This window comes from Ancylobacter sp. GW821-FHT10E12 (genome assembly GCF_058809335.1).
Window position 1 is genome coordinate 194063 of sequence record NZ_JBXASN010000004.1, and the last position, 17789, is coordinate 211851.

A 17789-nucleotide genomic window follows, 5' to 3' on the forward strand; every position below is an offset into this window, starting at 1 on the left:
TCTCCCCCGCGAGGGGGAGGAAGAAGCGAGTGAGTTGAGGGGGAAGATCGATGCCGATCGACGCGATGTCCATGGAGACATGGCTGGCCTTCGCCGCCGCCTCGGCGGTGCTGCTCGTCATTCCGGGGCCGACCATCCTGCTCGTGGTCTCCTATGCGCTCGGCCAGGGGCGGCGCGTCGCCCTGCCGGTGGCCGCCGGCGTGGCGCTCGGCGACTTCACCGCCATGACGCTCTCCATGTTCGGGCTCGGCGCGCTGCTCGCGACCTCGGCGGTGCTGTTCACCGCGTTGAAATGGGTGGGCGCGCTCTATCTGATCTGGCTCGGCATCAAGCTGTGGCGCGCCGGGAGCAGCCCGCTGGTGGCACCGGCGGGCGGCGCCGGCTCCTCTTGGCGGATGCTCGCCCACGCCTGGGTGGTGACGGCGCTCAATCCCAAGAGCATCACCTTCTTCGTGGCGTTCCTGCCGCAGTTCCTCGACCCTGCCCGGCCGATGCTCGGGCAGATGGCGGTGTTCGAGACCACCTTCCTGGTGCTCGCGGCGCTGAACGCCTTCACCTATGCGCTGGTGGCCGGAAGGCTGCGCGGCGCCATCGCCAATTCCTCCGTCGTCACCGCCGTCAACCGGGTCGGCGGCTCTCTTCTCATCGGGGCGGGCCTTGCCACGCTCGCCTGGCGGAACGCCAAATAAAGCGCGGGTCACATGCTTTCACGTACAGCCGACAATCTCTACTGGCTCGCCCGCTACATGGAGCGGGCGGATTGCCTCGCCCGTCTCCTCGATGTCACCCAGCGCCTCGCGCAGCTGCCGGTCGCCTATGGCGGCTCGACCAATGAATGGCGCTCGGCGCTGCTGACCGCCGGCTGCGCCGACCTCTACAAGCAGGTGCACGGCGAGGAGGCCACCGAGCAGAAGGTGATCTCCTTCCTCGCCTTCGCGCCGGAGAACCCCTCCTCCATCCGCAACTGCTTCGAGATCGCCCGCACCAATGCGCGCTCGGTGCGCACCGCGCTGACCATCGAGATGTGGGAGACCATCAACTCCGCCTGGCTGGAGCTGAAGCGCTATTCCACCAAGGACATGACCCGCGAGGAGTTGGCGCGCTTCCTGAGCTTCGTCAAGGAAACCTCGCTGCGCTTCGACGGCGCCGCCTACCGCACCATGCTGCGCAACGATGCGTTCTGGTTCTCGCGGGTGGGGATGTATGTCGAGCGCGCCGACAACACCGCGCGCATCCTCGACGTGAAATATCATGTGCTGCTGCCGGATTCGGAGCATGTCGGCGGGCCGCTGGACTATTTCCAATGGTCGTCCATCCTGCGCTCGGTCTCGGCGCTGACCTCGTTCCACTGGGTCTATCGCGAGAGCGTGAAGCCCTGGCTGGTGGCCGACCTGTTGATCCTCAACGCGCAGATGCCGCGCTCGCTCACCAGTTGCTATCAGAACATCTCGCGCTATCTCGACGATATCGCCGCCTATTACGGCCGGCAGGGAACCTCGCAGCGGCTCGCCCGTTCGACCTTCACCCGCCTGTCGAACAGCCGGATGGACGACGTGTTCCAGACCGGGCTGCACGAATATATCGAGACCTTCGTCTCCGAGAACAACCGCCTCGGCGCGATGGTCACCGAGCAATATCTGCTGTGACGGGCGCCGTGCCGTCCCCGCTCCCCGTCGCCGCTTCTCGCCTCGCCTGCTCCCTTGCGTGACCGCCGCCTCCGAGCCGCCAACCGGTTTTCCCATGCGTATCCATGTCAGCCATGCGACCGTCTACCGCTACGAGCCGCCAGCCAACGGCGCCATCCAGATCCTGCGGCTGACGCCGCGCAGTCATGACGGGCAATATGTCGTCGCCTGGCGCATCGACGTGTCGGAAGGCTGCCGGCTGCAGGCGCACGAGGATGCCTTCGGCAACCTGACCCACAGTTTCGCCGTCGACGGCCCGCTCACCGAATTGCGCGTGCTGGTGGATGGCGAGGTGGAGACGCAGGACACCTCCGGCGTGGTGCACGGAAGCATCGAGCGCTTCCCGCCCAGCCTGTTCCTGCGCGAAAGCGAACTCACCGTTTCCAATCCCGCCATGCGGCAATTCGCCGAGGCGGCGGTGGGCGCCGAGCCGGACAGGCTGGCGCGGCTGCACCGGCTGATGGAGGCGCTGTCGGAGGAGATGACCTACGACCCCGACCCGACCGTCGTCTCCACCAAGGGGAGCGAGGCCTTCGGCCTGAAGCGCGGCGTCTGCCAGGATTTCGCGCATGTCTTCATCGGCTGCGCGCGCCATCTCGGCGTCCCGGCCCGCTATGTCAGCGGCTATCTGGTCGGCGACGGCGCCAGCGCCGAGCAGGGCGCCGGCCACCAGGCCGGCCACGCCTGGGCGGAGGCGCATGTGGAGGGGCTGGGCTGGGTCGGCTTCGACGCCGCCAACAATCTGTGCCCGACCGATGCCTATGTGCGCGTCGCGGTGGGACTGGACTACCTCGGCGCCGCGCCGGTGCGCGGCAATCGCTATGGCGGCGGCGACGAAGTGTTGTCCGTGGCGCTCACCGTCGATCAATCGAGCCGCCAGATCCAAGGCTGATATTGCTCGCCCACAAAGCGTCCCGCTATAAGGACGCGCTTGAAACACGCGCCGCTGGGCGCCGGGGGAAGTGCCTTCCATGACCTATTGTTGCGGTATATTGGTGCGTGACGGGCTCGTCATGATCGCGGACACCCGCACCAATGCGGGCCTCGACAACGTGTCGACCTTCCGCAAGCTGCATATTTTCGAGGAACCCGGCCGCCACGTGATGGCGCTGGCGACCGCCGGCAACCTGTCGATCTCCCAGGCGGTGATCTCGACGCTGCAGGAAGGGCTCGAAAACGCCGAGACCGGCGAGAAGGACACCCTCGCCAGCGCCACCAGCATGTTCCGCGCCACGCAATTGGTGGGCCGCGCCATCCAGCACGTCCACGACCTCTATGGCGAGGGGCTGAAGGAAGCCGACGTGCGATTCGACGTGTCCTTCCTGTTCGGCGGGCAGGTGGACGGCGGACGGCTGCGGCTGTTCATGATCTACGCCGCCGGCAATTTCATCGAATGCACCAACGACACCCCGTTCCTGCAGATCGGCGAGCACAAATACGGCAAGCCGGTGCTGGACCGCTCCATCACCTACGGCATGGATATCTATGACGCCTTGAAGTCCGGGCTGATCTCGATGGATTCGACCATGCGCTCGAATCTCGGCGTCGGCATGCCCATCGACATCCTGGTGGCACGGCGCGATGCCGGGCAGTCGGAGCTCAATTACCGGATCGAACCCGGCGAGCCCTATTTCCACGACCTGCGCGAACGCTGGTCGGCGGCGCTGCGGGCGGCGCATAACGGCATTCCCCGTCCGCCCTATCGCTGAGCTCGATCAAAAAGCCCGACCGACATTCAGGTGCCGATCGAGCTTTAGTGAAGCAACCGAAGATATTCTGGCACACCGCGATCAGGTGAGCAGATAGAGAATGATGATGATCGGAATCGGAATGCCGATGAGCCACATCAGAATAGCGGGCATTGCTTGAGTCCTCCCTGAGGTTCCGAGCTTTCCTGCTTCGATAACACTCACCGGGCCGGTCAGTTCCCCCGTCGATTCCGCGAAAGGCAGGATGCCACCATGACCGAGACCGCGAAAATCGCCCTGATCACCGGTGCCGGCACCGGCATCGGCAAGGCCGCCGCCCTTGCCTTGGCCGCCGACGGCTTCATCCTGGCGCTGGCCGGACGCCGCCGCGAGCCGCTGGAGGCGCTGGAGGCGCAGATCGGCTCCGCCGCGCATGTCCTGCCCGCCGACGTGAGCGACAAGGCGTCGGTCGACGCGCTGTTCGCCGAGGTCGGCGTACGCTTCGGCCGGCTGGACCTGCTGTTCAACAATGCCGGCGGCTGGTCGCCGGGGAGCCCCATCGAGGACGTGCCGTTCGAGGACTGGCAGCGGGTGGTGAACGTCAACCTCACCGGCGTGTTCCTGTGCACGCAGGCGGCGATCCGGCTGATGAAGGCGCAGGACCCCAAGGGCGGGCGCATCATCAATAACGGCTCGATCTCGGCGCATGCGCCGCGACCGCTTACCGGCCCCTATACCGCGACCAAGCACGCGGTGACCGGCCTCACCAAGCAGGTGGCGCTGGAAGGGCGGGCGCACAACATCGCCTGCGGGCAGATCGATATCGGCAATGCCGACACCGACATGGCGGTGAAGATGAAGACCGGCATCCTGCAGGCCAACGGCCAGATCATGGTGGAGCCGACCTTCGACCCCGCCCATGCCGGACGCGCGGTCGCCTACATGGCGGGCCTGCCGCTCGACGCCAATGTGCTGACCATGACCATCATGGCCACCGCCGCGCCCTTCGTCGGCCGCGGCTGACGGATCAACCGCGCGGCCGGCGTGGCGCCTCGTCCATCTCGATCCCGGAGCTGAGAAGCTCGCCGATCGGATAGCCCTCGAAGCGCTTCACCGTCTTGGTCACCACATAGGTGTAATAGACCGAGATGCCGATCTCGCGGGTCAGGAGGTCCTCGATGATCTCCTGATAATGGGTGATGTTGCGGGCGATGATCTGCAGGATGTAGTCGATGCCTCCGCCCACCGCGTGGCAGGCGAGGATTTCCGGGATCGTCTTCACCACCTGCTCGAACCGGGCGAAATGCGCGCTGGTGTGGTGCTGCAGGGTGAGCGTGGTGAAGATGAGTTCCGTCTTCACCAGCCGGGCGAGGTCGATCTCGCCGCGATAGCCCCTGACATAGCCGGCCTGCTCCATCTTCTGCAGCCGGTCCCAGCAGGACGACAGCGACAGGCCGATGGCGGAGGCGAGCTCCACCTTCTTGATGCGGCCGTTCTTCTGCAACAGGGCGAGGATGCGCACATCCACCGCGTCCAGTCTGTCACCCGCCATCGCTCTCTCCCAGGCTGACAGCGCCGACGCGCTCAGCCGAAACTGCGCTCAAGCCAGGCTTTTGGCAAAGCCGGTACGAAATTTCCGTCGCGGCCGGTCATGTCGTCATTGGCGACCATCGCGTTGAGGATGGCCTCCTCGACGCTGTGCACGACCGCATCGAAGAACCGATCGATATCGGCATCCGGCACGAAAGCCGCGTTCATCAGCCGGCCGGAAGCCGCCGTCGCCGCCGCTCCGTTCGCCGTTGAGAAGGCCAGAAAGATGTCGCCCGAGGAATGGTATCCCAATCCGCCGGTCCAGGCGACGCCGAGCGGCACGCGCCGGGCGAGGCGCTTGAGCTGATGCGGCAGGAACGGCGCATCGGTGGCGATGACGGCGATGATGGAGCCTTTTTCCGCGCGCGGGGTGCGCTCGATCGGCTTCGGCTCGGCGAGCTCGGCGCCGCAGCGCCGGCCGCGAATGACGAGATTGTCCCGCCGGCCGAAATTCGCCTGGACGAAGGCGCCGACGGTGAAGCTCGCCCCCGCCCAGTCGACCCGGCGCGAGGCGGTGCCGGAACCGCCCTTGAACTCGAAGGCGATCATGCCGGTGCCGCCGCCGACGCTGCCCTCCTCGACCGGCCCCTCCGCCGCCCCGTCGACGGCGGCGAAGACATGCGCGTCGCGGACATGGAAGCCGTTGATGTCGTTGAGGAAGCCGTCATAGGTCTCGGCGGCGACCGGCAGGCCCCAGGCATCTTCCATCGCCCCCGGCAGCCGGGCGTTCATCCAGCGCAGCGTGGCATCGCGGGTGACGCCGCAGCTATGGGTGTTGGTGATGGTGATCGGGAAATTGAAGGCACCGATCTCCTCGATGATGTGCGAGCCGCTCATCTCGCCATTGCCGTTGGCGCTGAACAGCCCGGCGAAGACCGGCGTGGCGAGCGCCTCCCGCGGGCGCGGCAGGATGGCGGTGACGCCGGTGCGCACCGGCCCCTGGCCGACCACGAGCGGCCCCTCCCCCTCGATCAGCGTCGCATAGCCCACCGCCACGCCCGGCACATCCGTGATGGCGTTGTTCGGCCCCGGCATCCCGTCGAAGGGGATCGCGAAGCGACGGGCGCGCGGCAGGCCGGCAGGGGTGAAACGATGGCTGTGCGGAATCATGACTCGAAGTTGTAGAGCCGTTTGCTATCCGATGGAATGCGCTTCGGGATAGGAAAGTTCTATCTATTCAATAGTTTGGACCTCATGGTCCGAACCGACGGATCGGATGCAATCGGGCTTTGGATCGGATTCTACCCTACTTGAGCACCGGCGCCTCGTAGAACGGCACACGCTCCACGCGTGGACGCCAGGTGCCGGCGGCCTCCAGCGCCCGCACATGCGCGGCGATCTCGGACAGGGTGGCGAACCATACGCCGCCCTTCGCCTGCGTATGCTCGATCAGCGAGCGGATGGCGAGCGCCTGCGCCGGGCGTCCGCTCACCGCGGGATGCCAGACCGACACGAACAGGCCGCCGAACTCCCAGAGCGCGTCGAATTCGGCCTTGAACACCTCCAGCGCCCGCGCCGGCGGCGAGATCGTCATCACGTAGTCGAAGGCGCGGCTCGACACATATTGGTTGTAGTCGTCCACCGAGGCCGGAACCGGCAATTCGACCAGCGTGCCCTTGCCGTTGTCGAGCAGGATCGGCACGTCGTCGGCGAAGGTGGAGGAATCATAGGCGAATCCGTTGGCGATCAGCAGGTCGAAGGTGACGCGGGACAGCCCGTAATAGGGCGCCCGATAGCCCACCGGCCGCCTACCACAGAAGCGCTCGATGATCTCGCTGCCCTGCAGCAGCGTCGCCAGTTCCTCGGCCTCGCCCTGCTGGCTCGGCCATTCGTGGAAATGGCCGTGATGACCGATCTCCGCGCCGGCCTTGAGCAGGGCCTCGACCGCGGCGGGATAGGTCTCGATCACCCAGCCGGGCACGAAGGCGGTCAGCGGGATGCCGGCACCGGCGAACAGCGCGGCGAGGCGCGGCGTGCCGACGAACGGGTCGTAGCGCATATGGGCGAGCTCGTGCGGCATGTCCACCGCGCCGGCACGATGGGACGCGTGGACGACGCTGTCGGCATCGACATCGAAGCTGAAGGCGACGGCGCAGCGCGCGCCATTCGGCCAGGGCGGCGGATTGGCGATCATCACGGGTCCTCAGCTGGTGCGCACGCCGCCGTCGAGGAACAGCGCGTGCAGATGGCGAGTGTCGACCTCGGCGACCGGCACGTCCAGCGCCTCGCGCCCGCGCACCAGCACGCAGACGCGGCTGGCCAGCGACAGCGCCTTGGCGACGTTCTGCTCCACCAGCAGGATGGGGATGGACAGGCGCCTGTGCACGTCGGCGATCGCCTCGAAGACGAGATCGACGGTGGCCGGGGCAAGGTCGCTGCTCGGCTCGTCCAGCAGCAGCACCGAGGGGTTCAGGAGCAGCGTCGAGCCGATGGCGAGCATGCGCCGCTCGCCGCCGGACAGGTTGCCGGCGAGCGCCCGGCGCCGTTCCTTGAGACGCGGGAACAGCGCGAACACCTTCTCCACCTCGCGCTCGAAGGTGCTGGGATGGATATAGGCGCCCATGCGCAGATTGTCGGCGACGCTCATGTCGGCGAAGACATTGCGGGTCTGCGGGACATAGCCGAGGCCGGCCGCCGCGCGGCCATGCGCCGGCAGCGCGGTGATGTCGCGCCCGCCGAGCGCGATGCTGCCGGCCCGCACCCGGGTGAGGCCCATCGCGGTCTTCAGCACCGTCGACTTGCCCGAGCCGTTGGCGCCCAGCACCGCCACCACCTCGCCGGCGCGCAGCGTGAGCGACAGGTCGTCCAGCACGGTGATCGGGCCGTAGCCGGCGGTGAGGTGCGAGAGGGTCAGAACGTCCATCGGCGTATCCATTTCCCTGGGCGTATCCATTTCCTGGACATATCCTTGCCCATCCTCACGCCGGCATGCCGAGATAGGAGCGCACCACCCGCTCATCGGCGCGGATCTCCGCCGGGGTGCCGGAGGCGATCAGCTCGCCGGCATCGAGCACGAAGACCCGGTCGCAGACATTGGCGATCATGTCCATGTTGTGCTCGATCAGCAGGATGATGCGTCCCTCGGCCTTGAGCGCGTGCAGCAGCGCCGCCTGCTGCTCGATGAGCACCGGATTGACGCCCGCCGCCGGCTCGTCGAGCAGCAGCACGGCGGGATCGGACATCAGCAGCATGCCCATGGTGAGCAGCTTCTGCTGGCCGCCGGAAAGGCTGCCGGCAGTGTCGTTCGCCTTGTGGGCGAGGCCGAGCCGGGCGAGCATGGCATCGGCGCGCCCGGCGATCTCGGCCTCGCGCGCCTTCACCTTGCCGGGGCGCAGGAACAGCGCGGCGACGCCCTCCCCGCACTGGTCGCGCTCGCCGGCCATCATGTTCTGGAACACGGTGAGCCGGTGGGCGAGGCGCGGAATCTGGAAGGTGCGGCCGATGCCGGCCTGCGCCACCCTCTCCGGCCGGCCATAGGGCAGCGGCCGCCCCGACAGCGTCACCTCGCCGGAATCCGGGACATAGACGCCGGCCACCACGTTGAGCAGCGTCGACTTGCCCGAGCCGTTCGGCCCGATAATGCCGGTGATGCTCGCCGGCGGCGCCTCCAGCGACACCGAGCGGAGCGCCTGGAAGCCACCGAAGGCGAGGCTGACGTCACGGACGCTCAGCATCGCGGACCTCCTTCTTCTCCGGGAACAGGCCCTGCGGGCGGAACAGGAACATCAGCACCAGCACCAGGCCGAACAAGGCGAGGCGGCCGTTGGCCAGCACATCGGGCCTGAGGTCGATCCAGCCGGCGACGAAGCGCGAGGACACGCTCATCAGCTGGATCACCGCCGCGCCGACGACGACGCCGAGATTGTTGCCCGGCCCGCCGAGGATGAGCGCCGTCCAGACGATGAAGGTCTCGGTGACGGTGAAGCTGTTCGGCGCCACGTAGCCGATGATGTGGGCGTAGAGCACGCCCGCCGCCGCCGCCATGATCCAGGCGATGATCGACACCGCGCGCTGGTAGCGCACCGGGTTGCGGCCGAGCGTGGCGGCGAGCACCTCGTCCTCGCGCAGCACCTTCAGCATGCGGCCGAACGGCGACGCGGCCACGCGGTGCGAGACCAACCACGCCGCCAGCAGCAGCGCCAGCGCGGCGGCGAGCGCGACGCGCGGATCGGCGAAGCGCGGCACGCCGAGCCCGTCGGCGCCGCCGGTGAGGTCCGGCGAGTTGAGCGCGGTCAACCGGAACAGCTCGCCGGCGCCGAGGGTGACCAGCGCCCAGTAATCCTGCGACAGGCGGCGCGTGGGGATGAGCACCAGCAGCGCGACCGCCGCCGCCGCCGCGAGCCCGACGAGCGCCCCCACCGGCCAGGGCACATCGGCGCGGGCGGCGATGGCGGCGGCATAGGCGCCGAGGCCGAAGGGCAGGATCTGGCCGAAATTGACGAGGCCGGTCAGCCCGAACTGGATGTTCAGGCTGAGCCCGAGCACCGACCAGACGGCGATGATGGTGAGGCAGTAGATGGTGAAATCGAGCATGCCCTCACCTCCCTTGCAGCGGCGACAGGCGCGGGCGCAGCAGCAGCACCACCACCAGCGCCAGCACGGCGACATAGTCGCGGAACTGGGTCGGAATCTGCCAGGAGGTGCCGAAGGGCGCGCCGAAATCGATATAGATCAACAGGTTCTGCGCCAGCGACAGAATGAGCGCCCCGGCCACGGCGCCGAACACGTTGGACAGGCCGCCAATGGTGACGGCGGCGAAGACCGGCAGCAGGATGATGAGGTCCATGTTCGGCTGCAGCCGCGTCTCCATGGCGAGCAGCGTGCCGCCGACGGCCGCCAGCGCGCCGGAGAGGAACCACATCAGCCGGATCAGCCTATCGCCGGGAATGCCGCGGGTGACCGCGAGATCGGCATTGGAGGCGAGCGCGCGCAGGCCCGAGCCGATGCGGGTGCGGTTGAGGAACAGGTGCAGCAGCACCATCAGCGCCGCCGCGACGACGACCACCAGCACGTCCAGCGTGGTGAACACCGCATCGCCGACGATGACGGCGTCGGTGGAAAGATCGAACACCCGCGCCGCGCCGCCATAGGCGATGGCCACCACCGCGCGGATGAACAGCGCGACGCCCCAGGAGACGATCATCCGGCCTTCCGGCGTGATGTCGCGCAGGCGGCTGAAGACGAGGAAGTCGACCAGGACGGCGAGCAGGCCTGTCGCCACCGCGCTCATCGCCATCGCGGCCGGCAGCGGCACGCCCGGCAGGGCGGCGAAGCTGTAGGTGAGATAGCCGCCGACCACGGCGAACTGGATATGCGCGAAATTGGCGAAGCGCAGGATCGAGTAGCAGAGCGCCACGCCGACCGCGATCACCGCGATCATGCTGGCATAGACGAGCGAATTGATCAGGACCTGGAGCACGAGCGGCGACGGCTTCCGTATCTGCGGACAAGACGGGGCCGCCCGGCGCGAGCACGAGGCTCCGCCGGACGGCCATCGAAAGGATTATGCGTCAGTTGCGGCTGCCGGTGGTGACGAACTCGCCGGCCTTGTACTCGATGACGTCGAGCGGCGGGTCGATGCGCTGGTCGCGCGCGTCCCACACGATCTTGCCGGTGGCGCCGTCATAGGACTTCACCGCTTCCGGCATCGCCTTGGCGATGGCGGCCGGGTCGGCGCCGGCGGTCTTGATGGCGGCGGCGAGCACCATCAGCGCGTCATAGCCGTAATAGACATGCGCCATCATGTCGGCGGTGCCGTTGAACTTGGCGGCGTATTTGTCGGCCACCGCCTTGCCGGCCGGCTGCGCATAGCCGCCATTGTCGACGCCGAACAGCTTGCCGCTCATCCAGTCCTTGTTCTCGATCTCGAGGATCGAGGGATAGGCGGCGTACCACTTGGCAGTGATGCCCAGCTCGCGGGCGGCGCGCAGCGCGGCGCGGGAATCGTCGCCATAGCCGGCGGTGATGATGATGTCCGGCTTGGCCGCGACCACCGGCTGGATGTCGGCCTTGTAGTCGGGCTGGCCCTCGGTGAAGGCGACCTTCTTGACGATCTTGCCGCCCTTCGATTCGAAGGCGGCGGCCGCCGCGTCGGCGACGCCGAGGCCGAACGTGCTGTTGGGCACCACGATGGCGGCGGTCTTGGCGCCGCTGTCGGCCATCAGCAGGCCGAGCTCCTTGCCGACGATGTCGTCGAGCGGCAGGATCGAGAACAGCGTGCCGGGATAATTGCCGAGCTTGGGCGAGGAGGAGGAGGTGTTGATCAGCACCGTGCCCTTCTGCTTGGCGAGCTCCGCCACCGGGATCATCAGGCTGGAGCCGCCGAACATGATGGCGGCCGGCACCTTGTCGACATTGTAGAGCTTGTTGGCGGCGTCGAGCGCCGCCTGGGCGCGGTTCTCCGAATCCTCGACGATCAGCTTCAGCGGGCGGCCGTTGATGCCGCCGGCGGCGTTGATGGCGTCGGCGGCGAGCTCGACGCCACGCGTCATCTGCACGCTGGTCTTCACCGCCGAGCCGGTGAGATTGGCGATGACGCCGATCTCGATCGGGTCGGCGGCCGTCGCCGCACCCTGCCCCGCTGCGAGAGCGAGTGCACTGCAAAATACCAAGGACAGCCAGTTCTTCGTCATCGTGCCTCTCTCCGGATCAGGTCGCTTGCAGATTGTTCTTTGGCGTCAGGCCCGGCTTGCCGTCCCGTTCGACGCGGAAAAGCCGGTTCTGCGCATGACCCCGTCAAGGTAGCGGGCGCAGAAGAGAAGAAACAACACAACCTGCCGACCCTCGACCGAAGGAATTTCGGACGACAAAGCCGGTGCCGCCCGGCTTTTCTCCGAGGCGCCCGGCGTATGGTGCCAAGACCGATGAAACCGGCCGGAGCCACCATGACGCAGCGCAAGATCATCATCGACACCGACCCCGGCCAGGACGACGCCTTCGCGCTGCTGCTGGCGCTGGGATCGCCCGACGAGCTGGAGGTGGTCGGCGTCACCGCGGTGCATGGCAACGTGCCGCTGGCCCGCACCGCGGTGAATGCGCAGATGGTGATCGAGCTCGCCGGTCGGGCCGACATCCCGGTCTATCCCGGCTGCCCGCGCCCGATGGTGAAGCCCGGCTTCACCGCCGAATATGTGCATGGCGAGAGCGGCCTCGACGGCTGCGACCTGCCGGCGCCCTCGCGCCCGCTGGCTTCCACGCACGGGGTCGACTTCATCATCGACACGGTGATGGCGGCCGCGCCCGGCGAGATCACCGTCTGCACGCTCGGGCCGATGACCAATCTCGCCGTCGCCATGATCAAGCAGCCGCTGATCATCCCGCGCATCCGCGAGGTGGTGCTGATGGGCGGCGGCTTCTTCGAGGGCGGCAACACCACGCCGGCGGCGGAGTTCAACATCTATGTCGACCCGCACGCGGCGCATGTGGTGTTCGCCTCCGGCGCGCCGGTGACGATGGTGCCGATCGACTGCACCTACAAGGCGGTGATGACCCCGGACTGGCTGCGCCGCCTGCGCGCCGTCGGCACGCGGACGGCGGTGGAAGCTGCGGGCATGGCGGAGTTCTACCAGGATTATGGCAACAAGAAATTCGGCACCGACAGCTACCCGCTGCACGACCCCTGCGTCATCGGCTACCTGCTGCGCCCCGACCTGTTCTCGGGGCGCAAATGCCATGTCGAGGTCGAGATCCACTCGCCGGTGACCTCCGGCATGACGGTGGTGGACTGGTGGAACGTCACCAAGAAGCCGGCCAATTGCCTGGTGCTGCGCGACCTCGACAACCCGCCCTTCTACGAGCTGATGCTGGAGCGCATCGCACGACTGCCCTGAGAGCGGCGCATCGCGCGACTGCCTTGGGGTCTGCCCATCATCCAGTAACGCCGATCAAAACCCGACTTTTCCAACCTCATGCCCGGGCTTGACCCGGGCACCCCGCTTTCGACCTATGCGTGGATTGTGAGGTGGATCCCCGGGTCAAGCCCGGGGATGAGGGGGAATGTGATATTTTCGGGCCGCTCCTGAGAAGTTGCCTATTGCGCATTCGCTGTGCCGCGCGACGGCCCGCGCCCCTCACGGGTGGCGGCGCAGCCCGGCGGCGAAGCTCAGCACCGAGCGGGCGAGCCGTTCGCGGTCGTCCAGCGTCTCCATCAGCGTGCGGGTCGCCACCGCCGGCAGGCCGAGCTTCGAAGCCTCCGCCGCATCGGAATCGTCGAGGATGAAGCCGTCGATGAGGTCGCCGTAATGCTCGGCAACCGCCTGGCTGGTGACCGGCAGGCCGAGCTCCTGCATGATCTTGGCGGTCGGCCCCTTCACCGCCCGGCCGCCGACGATGGGCGAGACGGCGATGACCGGCGCCGGCGAGGCCCTCAGCGCCTCGCGCATGCCGGGTATCGCCAGCATCGGGTCGACCGAGAGATACGGATTCGACGGGCAGACGACGATGGCGGCGAGTTTCTCGTCGGCGATCAGCGACAGCACGTTCTTCTGCACTCCGGCACGCTCGGCGCCGGCGAAGGCGATGGCCCTCACCTTCGGGCGGCAGCGATGCTCGACGAAATAGTTCTGGAAGGCGAGCCGGCCCTCGTCGGTGTCGACGATGGTGCGCACCGGATCGTCGCTCATCGGCAGCAGCCGGGCGCCGATGCCGAGCCGGGCCGCGAGCGCGCTGGTGACCTGCGACAGCGACTGCCCGGCGGCCAGCCGCTGCGTGCGCAGCACATGGGTGGCGAGGTCGTGGTCGCCGAGCTGGAACCAGGTCTCGCCGCCGAGCCGGCCGAGCGCCTCCATGAAGTGCCAGGTCTCGCCGGCAAGGCCCCAGCCGCGCTCGGTGTCGTTCAACCCGGCGAGCGTATAGGCGACGGTGTCGATGTCCGGCGAGACATGCAGGCCGAGATGGGTGAAGTCGTCGCCGGTATTGATGGCGATGGTGAGATGGCCGGGCGCCAGCGTGCGGTAGAGCCCGAGCGCCAGCTTGGCGCCACCTATGCCGCCGCACAGCGCCAACACCTCCGCACGGGAACTCTCCTCGGGTATCGCCACGAAACGTCCCCTCTCTCAGGGTTTGACCACCAGCTCGCGCGGGAAATCCGTCAGCACCTCCGGCACGCCGGAGGCGGTGATACGGAAGGTCTCGCTGAGCTCATAGCCCCAATCGTCCATCCACATGCCGAGGATCATGTGAAAGCACATGTTCTCCTCCAGAACGGCGTGTTCGCCTTCGCGCAGGCTGAGCGTGCGCTCGCCCCAGTCCGGCGGGTAGTTGAGACCGATGGAATAGCCGATGCGCGAGGGCTTCTCATAGCCGGCGCGGGCGATGACGCGATTCCACGCCGCCGCCACCTCATGGGCGGTGGTGCCGGCGCGGGCGGCGTCGAGGGCGACCGCCATGCCCTCGGCGACCACCTTCTCGACATCGAGCAATTCGGCCGGCGGCGTACCCATGTAGAGCGTGCGGGCCAGCGCTGCATGGTAGCGGGCATGGCAGCCGCCGAGCTCGAGATAGGCGACCTCGCCATGCCGGTAGCGCTCGCCGGACCAGGTGAGATGCGGCGAGGCGGTCTTCGGCCCGCTCGGCACATTGGCCAGCGCGGCGGGATAGTCGCCCCAGAAGCCGGCGGCGCCGCGGAACTGGGCGGCGGTGATCTCGGCCACCGCGTCGCATTCGCGCACGCCGGGCGCAACCGTCTCCATGCCGACTTTCATCGCGTTCGACACGATGGCGGCGGCACCGCGCATCAGCGCCACCTCGGCCGGGGATTTGACGAGGCGCGTCCAGGCGACCATCAGCCCGGAATCGACGATGCGGGCGGCCGGCAGCGCCTTGCCGAGCTCCAGATAGGCGCGGGCGGTGAAATAGAAGGCGTCGAGATCGACGCCGATGCTGGTACGCGCCCAACCGAGATCGGCGATGACGCCGGCGAGGAACTGCGCCGGGTGCAGCACCGGCGAATCCACATGGCTCTCGGGATAGGGGCGGATCGAATCGGGGCTGAGGAAGCTGGTCAGCCTCGCCCCCGGGGCGTCCATGGCCCGGCCGACCCAGAGCGGTTCGTCGCGGTCGAGCCCCAGCACCGCATATTGGTGGACGTAGAACGACCAGCCGTCATAGCCGGTGACGTAGTTCAGGCTCGCCGGATCGGCGCAGACCAGCACGTCGATGCCGGCCTGCCGCATCCGCGCCTTCACCCGCGCGATGCGGCCGAGATATTCGTCGCGGGGGAAGACCGGCATGGCGAGGGCTCAGAACAGGTCGGGCAAGGCGGCATGGAAGGCGCGGATCGCCTCGACATGCGCCTGCGGATCGCTGAGGCCGCCGATATCGGCCTTGTTCCAGCGCTTCTCCTCCTCCACCCAACGCTCCGGCATGGTGTTGACGGTGATGTGGGTGGCACCGATGGCGCGCCACGCCTCCACCTCCTCGCGCAGTTCGGCCGGGGTGCGGTCGATGATGGTCATGGTCGCCTCGACGCCGATGGCAGCAGGATCACGGCCGAAAGAGCGTGCCATCTCGCGCATGGTGTCGATGCCGCGCCTGCCGGTGTCGTCGGCCTGGAAATTCGGCAGCCAGCCATCGCCGAGCCGGGCGACGCGGCGGATGGCGGCCTCCGACACGCCGCCGATCCAGATCGGGATCGGCCGCTGCACCGGCAGCGGGTTGATGCCGCCATCCTCGATGCGGTGATACTTGCCCTCATAGGTGATGAGGTCGGCGCACCAGAGCTTGCGCAACACATCAATCTGCTCGTCCATTCGCTTGCCGCGATTGGAGAATTCCTCGCCGCACGCTTCGAATTCCTCCGGCTTCACGCCCACCCCGACGCCGAGCCGCAGCCGGCCGCCGGAGAGCAGGTCGACCTCGGCCGCCTGCTTGGCGACCAGCGCGGTGCCGCGCATCGGCAGCACCAGCACGCCGGTGACGAGCTCGATGCGGGACGTCACCGCCGCCAGATAGCCGAACAGCACGAACAGCTCGTGGAACATGTCCCCGGCATCGTGGACATAGGTCCAGTTCGGCCGGCTGGCCTTGTTGAGGCCGATGATCTGGTCGAAGGCGGTCAGGTGCGTGTAGCCGAGTTCCTCGGCGGTGACGGCGAACGCCTTGATGGTCTTCGGATCGGTGCCGATCTCGAATTGCGGGAACAGGGCGCCGATCTTCATGGGAGCTTCTCCGGGCAAGGCGCTATCGTCGGGCGATGTCGGCAAGGCTAGGCGGCGGCAAGGCTGTTGGGCGGCGGGGCGCAATGTCCCCGCCATTCTAGAACGCGGGAGGCGCGCCGGCACAAGCGGGCGCGCAGTCCCTCACAGCGTGGCGGCGACGGCCGCGACGGCGGCCCTGGTGGCATCGACCACGATGTCGGCCTCCTCGCGGCTGAGGCAGAGCGGCGGGGCGAAGCCGATGATGTCGCCCTGCGGCATGGCGCGGGCGATGACGCCGCGTTCCAGCATAGCGCTCGCGATTCGCACGCCGACCTTGTCGGCGGCATCGAAGAACACGCGGTCGTCCTTGTCCTTCACCAGTTCGACGGCCGCCAGCATCCCCTCGCCGCGCACCTCGCCGACCAGCGGATGATCCGCCAGCGCGTCGCTGAGCGCGCCGCGGAAATACGGGCCGACCTCGCGGACATTGGCGAGCAGGTCCAGTTCGTCGATCAGCTTGAGATTGGCGACGCCGGCGGCGGCGCAGAGCGGGTGCGAGGAATAGGTCCAGCCATGGCCGATGGGGCCGAACCTGTCGGAGCCATCGACCAGGATCTTCCACAGCTTCTCCGACACGATGACGCCGGACAGCGGCGCATAGGCCGAGGTGAGGCCCTTGGCGATGGTGATGAGGTCGGGCTCCAGCCCGTAGAAATCCGAGCCGAACATGGTGCCGAGCCGGCCGAACCCGGTGATCACCTCGTCGACCACCAGGAGGATGTCGTATTTCTTCAGCACCGCCTGGATCTTCGGCCAGTAGCCGGAAGGCGGCGGCACGATGCCGCCGGTGCCGAGCAGCGGCTCGCCGACAAAGGCGGCGATGGTGTCCGGCCCCTCGGCGAGGATCATCTCCTCCAGCTTCATGGCGCAGAAATCGGAGAACTGCTCCTCGGAGAGGCTGCGGTCGGCGCGGCGGTAATAATAGGGCGCCTCGGTGTGCAGGATGCCGCCGAGCGGCAGGTCGAACAGGTTGTGGAAGCCGGCCAGCCCGGTGAGGCTGCCGGTCATCAGGCCCGAGCCGTGATAGCCGCGCCAGCGCGAGATGATCTTCTTCCTCGCCCGCCGGCCGAGCACGTTGTTGACGTACCAGATCAGCTTGATGTTGGTCTCGTTGGCGTCCGAGCCGGACAGGCCGAAAAACACCCGGCTCATGCCCTTGGGCGCCCGCTCGATCACCATCTTGGCGAGCTCGATGGAAGGCTCGGAGCCGTGGCCGGCATAGGCGTGGTAATAGGCGAGCCTGTGCGCCTGCTCGGCGATGGCGTCGGCGATCGCGGTGCGGCCATAGCCGACATTCACGCAATAGAGCCCGCCAAAGGCATCGAGGCTGCGGCGCCCCTCGCGGTCGACGATATAGACGCCCTCGCCGCCGGTGACGATGCGGTTCGGCGTCTCGCCGCGCGCATGCTGCGCCATGTGGGTGGAGGGGTGGAAGAAGTGATCCCGGTCCCAGGCATGGAGTTCGTTATCGGTGGGGCCGGCATGATCGAGCATCGTCTTCTCCCGTCTGATGCGGCGGCGGGCGCGCCGAGCGCTCTCTGCCGCCGAGGCCGGAATCATAGACGGGCGGCGCGCGCGACTGTCCCGCCGCCGCGTGGAATTCTTCCGATGGGTTTTTCGGAGGATGCGGG

General features: G+C 67.7%; 18 protein-coding genes. 6 read left to right on the forward strand and 12 right to left on the reverse strand.

Features of this window, described 5'->3' with window-relative positions; all coding sequences use genetic code 11:
• The first annotated feature begins 65 nt into the window (after positions 1–65).
• From AC1RU4_RS06930 to AC1RU4_RS06950, 5 genes are all read left to right on the forward strand, one after another.
• Complete coding sequence (locus AC1RU4_RS06930) at positions 66–689, forward strand: LysE family translocator (protein WP_492890488.1); 624 nt, start codon at positions 66–68, stop codon at positions 687–689.
• Positions 690–701: 12 nt separating this feature from the next.
• The gene (locus tag AC1RU4_RS06935) at positions 702–1646 is read left to right on the forward strand and encodes an alpha-E domain-containing protein (protein ID WP_492890316.1); all 945 of its coding nucleotides are present in this window, start codon (positions 702–704) and stop codon (positions 1644–1646) included.
• Between the two features lie 94 nt (positions 1647–1740).
• On the forward strand, positions 1741–2577 hold the full coding sequence (locus AC1RU4_RS06940) for a transglutaminase family protein (RefSeq protein ID WP_492890317.1): 837 nt from the start codon (positions 1741–1743) through the stop codon (positions 2575–2577).
• 79 nt (positions 2578–2656) lie between these two features.
• Positions 2657–3394, forward strand: coding sequence for a proteasome-type protease (locus AC1RU4_RS06945; RefSeq protein WP_492890318.1), 738 nt, complete (start codon positions 2657–2659; stop codon positions 3392–3394).
• Between the two features lie 252 nt (positions 3395–3646).
• A complete protein-coding gene (locus tag AC1RU4_RS06950; RefSeq protein WP_492890320.1) occupies positions 3647–4396 on the forward strand; it encodes an SDR family oxidoreductase in 750 nt (249 codons plus the stop codon).
• 4 nt (positions 4397–4400) lie between these two features.
• On the opposite strand, the gene AC1RU4_RS06955 is transcribed toward AC1RU4_RS06950, so the two are convergent.
• The 8 genes from AC1RU4_RS06955 to AC1RU4_RS06990 all read right to left on the reverse strand — a co-directional run bounded on the left by AC1RU4_RS06955 (position 4401) and on the right by AC1RU4_RS06990 (position 11595).
• Positions 4401–4925, reverse strand: coding sequence for an Lrp/AsnC family transcriptional regulator (locus AC1RU4_RS06955; protein ID WP_492890321.1), 525 nt, complete (start codon positions 4923–4925; stop codon positions 4401–4403).
• A 32-nt stretch (positions 4926–4957) separates the two neighbouring features.
• The gene (locus AC1RU4_RS06960) at positions 4958–6073 is read right to left on the reverse strand and encodes a DmpA family aminopeptidase (protein ID WP_492890322.1); all 1116 of its coding nucleotides are present in this window, start codon (positions 6071–6073) and stop codon (positions 4958–4960) included.
• 136 nt (positions 6074–6209) lie between these two features.
• On the reverse strand, positions 6210–7097 hold the full coding sequence (locus AC1RU4_RS06965; protein WP_492890323.1) for a polysaccharide deacetylase family protein: 888 nt from the start codon (positions 7095–7097) through the stop codon (positions 6210–6212).
• Positions 7098–7106: 9 nt separating this feature from the next.
• Positions 7107–7826 carry a branched-chain amino acid ABC transporter ATP-binding protein gene (locus AC1RU4_RS06970; RefSeq protein ID WP_492890324.1) on the reverse strand — a complete coding sequence of 240 codons (720 nt, stop codon included), beginning with the start codon at positions 7824–7826 and terminating at the stop codon, positions 7107–7109.
• Between the two features lie 55 nt (positions 7827–7881).
• Positions 7882–8637 (reverse strand): ABC transporter ATP-binding protein, encoded by a 756-nt coding sequence (locus tag AC1RU4_RS06975; protein WP_492890325.1) that lies wholly within the window; start codon positions 8635–8637, stop codon positions 7882–7884.
• Positions 8621–9496 (reverse strand): branched-chain amino acid ABC transporter permease, encoded by an 876-nt coding sequence (locus AC1RU4_RS06980; RefSeq protein ID WP_492890326.1) that lies wholly within the window; start codon positions 9494–9496, stop codon positions 8621–8623. The genes AC1RU4_RS06975 and AC1RU4_RS06980 overlap by 17 nt, the downstream gene beginning before the upstream one ends.
• Positions 9497–9500: 4 nt before the next feature.
• Positions 9501–10382 carry a branched-chain amino acid ABC transporter permease gene (locus AC1RU4_RS06985; protein ID WP_492890327.1) on the reverse strand — a complete coding sequence of 294 codons (882 nt, stop codon included), beginning with the start codon at positions 10380–10382 and terminating at the stop codon, positions 9501–9503.
• A 91-nt stretch (positions 10383–10473) separates the two neighbouring features.
• On the reverse strand, positions 10474–11595 hold the full coding sequence (locus AC1RU4_RS06990) for an ABC transporter substrate-binding protein (protein WP_492890328.1): 1122 nt from the start codon (positions 11593–11595) through the stop codon (positions 10474–10476).
• A 252-nt stretch (positions 11596–11847) separates the two neighbouring features.
• Here AC1RU4_RS06990 and AC1RU4_RS06995 point away from each other — a divergent pair, with 252 nt between their 5' ends.
• A complete protein-coding gene (locus tag AC1RU4_RS06995; protein WP_492890329.1) occupies positions 11848–12792 on the forward strand; it encodes a nucleoside hydrolase in 945 nt (314 codons plus the stop codon).
• Positions 12793–13032: 240 nt separating this feature from the next.
• Here the strand turns inward: AC1RU4_RS06995 and cofD are convergent, their stop codons facing one another.
• The 4 genes from cofD to AC1RU4_RS07015 form a co-directional block, all read right to left on the reverse strand.
• Positions 13033–14001 (reverse strand): 2-phospho-L-lactate transferase, encoded by a 969-nt coding sequence (gene cofD, locus AC1RU4_RS07000; RefSeq protein WP_492890330.1) that lies wholly within the window; start codon positions 13999–14001, stop codon positions 13033–13035.
• A gap of 15 nt (positions 14002–14016) precedes the next feature.
• Positions 14017–15192 carry a M24 family metallopeptidase gene (locus AC1RU4_RS07005; protein ID WP_492890331.1) on the reverse strand — a complete coding sequence of 392 codons (1176 nt, stop codon included), beginning with the start codon at positions 15190–15192 and terminating at the stop codon, positions 14017–14019.
• A 9-nt stretch (positions 15193–15201) separates the two neighbouring features.
• Positions 15202–16119: an LLM class F420-dependent oxidoreductase gene (locus AC1RU4_RS07010; protein WP_492890332.1), complete on the reverse strand. Its 918-nt coding sequence runs from the start codon at positions 16117–16119 to the stop codon at positions 15202–15204.
• A gap of 141 nt (positions 16120–16260) precedes the next feature.
• Positions 16261–17652: an aspartate aminotransferase family protein gene (locus AC1RU4_RS07015; protein ID WP_492890333.1), complete on the reverse strand. Its 1392-nt coding sequence runs from the start codon at positions 17650–17652 to the stop codon at positions 16261–16263.
• Positions 17653–17789 lie beyond the last annotated feature (137 nt).

Bases quoted from the DNA above. Each gene is read 5' to 3' on its own strand.
- AC1RU4_RS07015 (WP_492890333.1), bottom strand. From the start codon at position 17,652: ATGCTCGATCATGCCGGCCCCACCGATAACGAACTCCATGCCTGGGAC.
- AC1RU4_RS06940 (WP_492890317.1), top strand. From the start codon at position 1,741: ATGCGTATCCATGTCAGCCATGCGACCGTCTACCGCTACGAGCCGCCA.
- AC1RU4_RS06975 (WP_492890325.1), bottom strand. From the start codon at position 8,637: ATGCTGAGCGTCCGTGACGTCAGCCTCGCCTTCGGTGGCTTCCAGGCG.
- AC1RU4_RS06980 (WP_492890326.1), bottom strand. From the start codon at position 9,496: ATGCTCGATTTCACCATCTACTGCCTCACCATCATCGCCGTCTGGTCG.
- AC1RU4_RS06960 (WP_492890322.1), bottom strand. From the start codon at position 6,073: ATGATTCCGCACAGCCATCGTTTCACCCCTGCCGGCCTGCCGCGCGCC.
- AC1RU4_RS06950 (WP_492890320.1), top strand. From the start codon at position 3,647: ATGACCGAGACCGCGAAAATCGCCCTGATCACCGGTGCCGGCACCGGC.
- AC1RU4_RS06970 (WP_492890324.1), bottom strand. From the start codon at position 7,826: ATGGACGTTCTGACCCTCTCGCACCTCACCGCCGGCTACGGCCCGATC.
- AC1RU4_RS06955 (WP_492890321.1), bottom strand. From the start codon at position 4,925: ATGGCGGGTGACAGACTGGACGCGGTGGATGTGCGCATCCTCGCCCTG.
- AC1RU4_RS06945 (WP_492890318.1), top strand. From the start codon at position 2,657: ATGACCTATTGTTGCGGTATATTGGTGCGTGACGGGCTCGTCATGATC.
- AC1RU4_RS07010 (WP_492890332.1), bottom strand. From the start codon at position 16,119: ATGAAGATCGGCGCCCTGTTCCCGCAATTCGAGATCGGCACCGATCCG.
- AC1RU4_RS06965 (WP_492890323.1), bottom strand. From the start codon at position 7,097: ATGATCGCCAATCCGCCGCCCTGGCCGAATGGCGCGCGCTGCGCCGTC.
- AC1RU4_RS06995 (WP_492890329.1), top strand. From the start codon at position 11,848: ATGACGCAGCGCAAGATCATCATCGACACCGACCCCGGCCAGGACGAC.
- AC1RU4_RS06935 (WP_492890316.1), top strand. From the start codon at position 702: ATGCTTTCACGTACAGCCGACAATCTCTACTGGCTCGCCCGCTACATG.
- AC1RU4_RS06930 (WP_492890488.1), top strand. From the start codon at position 66: ATGTCCATGGAGACATGGCTGGCCTTCGCCGCCGCCTCGGCGGTGCTG.
- AC1RU4_RS07005 (WP_492890331.1), bottom strand. From the start codon at position 15,192: ATGCCGGTCTTCCCCCGCGACGAATATCTCGGCCGCATCGCGCGGGTG.
- AC1RU4_RS06990 (WP_492890328.1), bottom strand. From the start codon at position 11,595: ATGACGAAGAACTGGCTGTCCTTGGTATTTTGCAGTGCACTCGCTCTC.